The sequence below is a fragment of the Guyparkeria sp. genome, from assembly GCF_046545975.1.
GTDB lineage: Bacteria > Pseudomonadota > Gammaproteobacteria > Halothiobacillales > Halothiobacillaceae > Guyparkeria.
This window is the reverse complement of the sequence record NZ_JBKGYT010000136.1, coordinates 1-2533: the sequence shown is the minus strand read 5'-3', so window position 1 is coordinate 2533 and position 2533 is coordinate 1. Positions and strand designations below refer to the sequence as shown.

Genomic DNA, 2533 nt, shown 5'->3' with positions numbered 1-2533 from the left:
ACCTGCAATGTCTTGGCGCGCTTCTGGAGAAGCGTCTGGGTCGCCATGACGTGCTCGACCTCGGAGGTGCCGATGCCGAAGGCCAGCGCACCCACCGCCCCGTGGGTGGAGGTGTGCGAGTCGCCGCAGACCACCGTCGCGCCGGGGAGCGTGAAGCCTTCCTCGGGGCCGATGATGTGCACGATGCCCTGGCGCAGGTCGGCCATGGGGAATTCCTGCACCCCGAACTCGCGGCAGTTCTCGTCGAGCGTGCTGACCTGGATCCGCGATACGGGGTCAGCGATGCCGCCGGCGCGGTTGGTCGTCGGCACGTTGTGATCCGGCACGGCCAGCATCGCCCCGGTGCGCCACGGCTGGCGACCGGCCAGGCGCAGCCCCTCGAAGGCCTGCGGGCTGGTTACCTCGTGGACGAGGTGACGGTCGATGTACAACAACGCGGTGCCGTCGTCCTGTTCGTGGACGACGTGCGCGTCGAAGAGTTTTTCGTAGAGTGTCTTTCCTGCCATGGGAATGTCCTGGGTCGCGTTACCTGGATCAGAATTCGAAAAAACCGTCGTCGAGGCCCGATGCCGGCGGGTCGACCGCGTGCTCGATCAGGTCCCGCAGTCGCAGCACCTTGAGCACGGCGTGGTGCGTGGAGGCCAGCACCACCGGCGGCGCCACGCCCGCCTCGAAGGCCTCCCGCCATCGCAGTGCACACAGGCACCAGCGGTCACCTGCCTGCAGGCCGGGGAAATCCTGCCCGGGGACGGCGCGGCGGAGCTCGTTGCCCCGTGACGCCGTGTAGTGGAGAAAGGCATCGTCCACTTCCGCACAGACGCCGTGGGCCCCGGGGTCCTCGGCCGCCACGTGGCAGCGCCCGTCCCGGTAGAAGCCGGTGAGCGGCTCCGTCGAGCATGGCTGCAGTGGCAGCCCCAGCACGTTCAGGCCTGTTGTTTTCATGGGGTCATCATAGTGTCCGAAAGTTGATAACCAAAATGGAAATTAATGATCAGCTTTATTCCATTTGGTTATGATATGGGGGCTCATCACCCATTCCGCCAACCCCTTACGAGGCCGGTCATGAATCCCGCCCAGCTCGATACCCAGCAATTGCTGACCTTCCTGGCCGTGGCCGAGACCGGCTCGTTCTCCGGGGCGGCCGCGCGACTGCATGTCAGCCAGCCTGCCATTTCTAAGCGGGTCGCCCTGCTCGAGCAGCGGCTGGGGTTTTCCCTGTTCGACCGGCTGGGGCAGCGCGTGGTTCTCACCTACCCGGGGGAACAGCTGCTCCCGGCCGTCCGAGCCGTCCAGCGCAGCCTGGACGACATCGCCACGGTGGCCGCTTCCGGGGAGGGCGCAGGCGGGGGACGACTGTCACTCGCGCTCAGCCACTACTGCGGCCTGCACCTGCTGCCTGCTGCCCTCGAGCGGTTCTCCACCCGTCACCCCGAGGTGCTGCTCGACCTGAGCTTCCACGACTCCGAGCGGGCCATCGAGGCGGTCCGCAACGGCGAGGTCGCGCTGGCCTACGCCACCCTGCCGCCACGGGTCGGTGACGGTGTCCGGACGCAGGCGTTCCGCGAGGAAACCCTCGTGCCGATGATCGCCGGTCGCCACCTGGCGGGATCCTCGGCCGACGACCTGCGCCGCCAGGGTGAACGGCTGCCGCTGATCCTCCCGGCGCGCGCCACCAGCACCCGCGCGGCGATCGATCGCTGGCTCGACGATTGCGGGCTGATCCCTCCGGCAGTGATCGAGATCAATCAGCTCGACTCGATCGCGGTACTGGCCGGCACGGGAGTGGGATGGGCACTGCTCCCGACCACCCTGCAGCGGGAAGGACTCGTGCGTCTCGAGTCCAGCGACTGCGTCCTGCCCACCCGCCGCCTGGGGCGGATCGAGCCGGTCGGCCGGGCGCGCAATTCACTTGCCGAGGCCTTCATGGCGGTGGTGGAGGAGATTGACGGGACCTGAATACACCCGGCGGTTACGCGATTTCGAGCCACGTACGGGCTTCGGGAATGAAATGCATGATCCCCTCGAGGATACCCGCCGCGTAGTTGCCGTTCATCCCCAGCAGCCCGCCACGGGCGACATACAGGTTGGCTTCGGTGCCGCGCGCCTCGGCGGCACGGATGGCGGCCTGCTTGACTTCCTCCCGGGCATTGGCGACCACGATCGCCTGCAGACCGCTGGTCAGGACCGGCAGGTCGTTGCCGCTGTCGCCGGCAAAGACCGTCCGGCCATGGGGGACGTGCAGGTGTGACTGGAGAAACCGGATCGCGTGCACCTTGGTTGCACCGGCAGGCAGGACGTCGACCAGCCCGACATCGGCCATCTCGTCGATGCTCCAGATGACACTGCTGCGCACCCCCGCATCCGCCAGGTGATCGCGGATCCGGTCGGCAAGCGCCTCCCCGTCGATGTTCGCCGGGGCGTAATAGCTCAGCTTGTAGGTATTCTGCTTTTCCGGTTCCTGGGGCTCGATCTCCTCGAAGTCCGCGAGCATCGTCGCAAGCGTGTTGCGGTCGTTTCCGGCCCAGTCCGGCGC

4 protein-coding genes are annotated in these 2533 nt (G+C 67.2%); 1 reads left to right on the top strand and 3 read right to left on the bottom strand.

Annotated elements, in window-relative coordinates:
- Positions 1-506, bottom strand: a 506-nt coding sequence (locus ACLFMY_RS08930) for an aconitase family protein (RefSeq protein WP_410764311.1), incomplete at its 3' end; no start/stop codon positions are given.
- 28 nt (positions 507-534) lie between these two features.
- Entirely contained in the window at positions 535-942 is a 408-nt protein-coding gene (locus ACLFMY_RS08925) for a DUF2237 family protein (RefSeq protein ID WP_410764310.1), read from the bottom strand.
- A gap of 120 nt (positions 943-1062) precedes the next feature.
- Between ACLFMY_RS08925 and ACLFMY_RS08920 the strand changes: the two genes are divergently transcribed.
- Positions 1063-1956 (top strand): LysR family transcriptional regulator, encoded by an 894-nt coding sequence (locus tag ACLFMY_RS08920; RefSeq protein WP_410764309.1) that lies wholly within the window; start codon positions 1063-1065, stop codon positions 1954-1956.
- A 13-nt stretch (positions 1957-1969) separates the two neighbouring features.
- On the opposite strand, the gene ACLFMY_RS08915 is transcribed toward ACLFMY_RS08920, so the two are convergent.
- The coding region (locus ACLFMY_RS08915; protein ID WP_410764308.1) for an HAD family hydrolase at positions 1970-2533 on the bottom strand (564 nt) is incomplete at its 5' end.

Bases quoted from the DNA above. Each gene is read 5' to 3' on its own strand.
- ACLFMY_RS08925 (WP_410764310.1), bottom strand. From the start codon at position 942: ATGAAAACAACAGGCCTGAACGTGCTGGGGCTGCCACTGCAGCCATGC.
- ACLFMY_RS08920 (WP_410764309.1), top strand. From the start codon at position 1,063: ATGAATCCCGCCCAGCTCGATACCCAGCAATTGCTGACCTTCCTGGCC.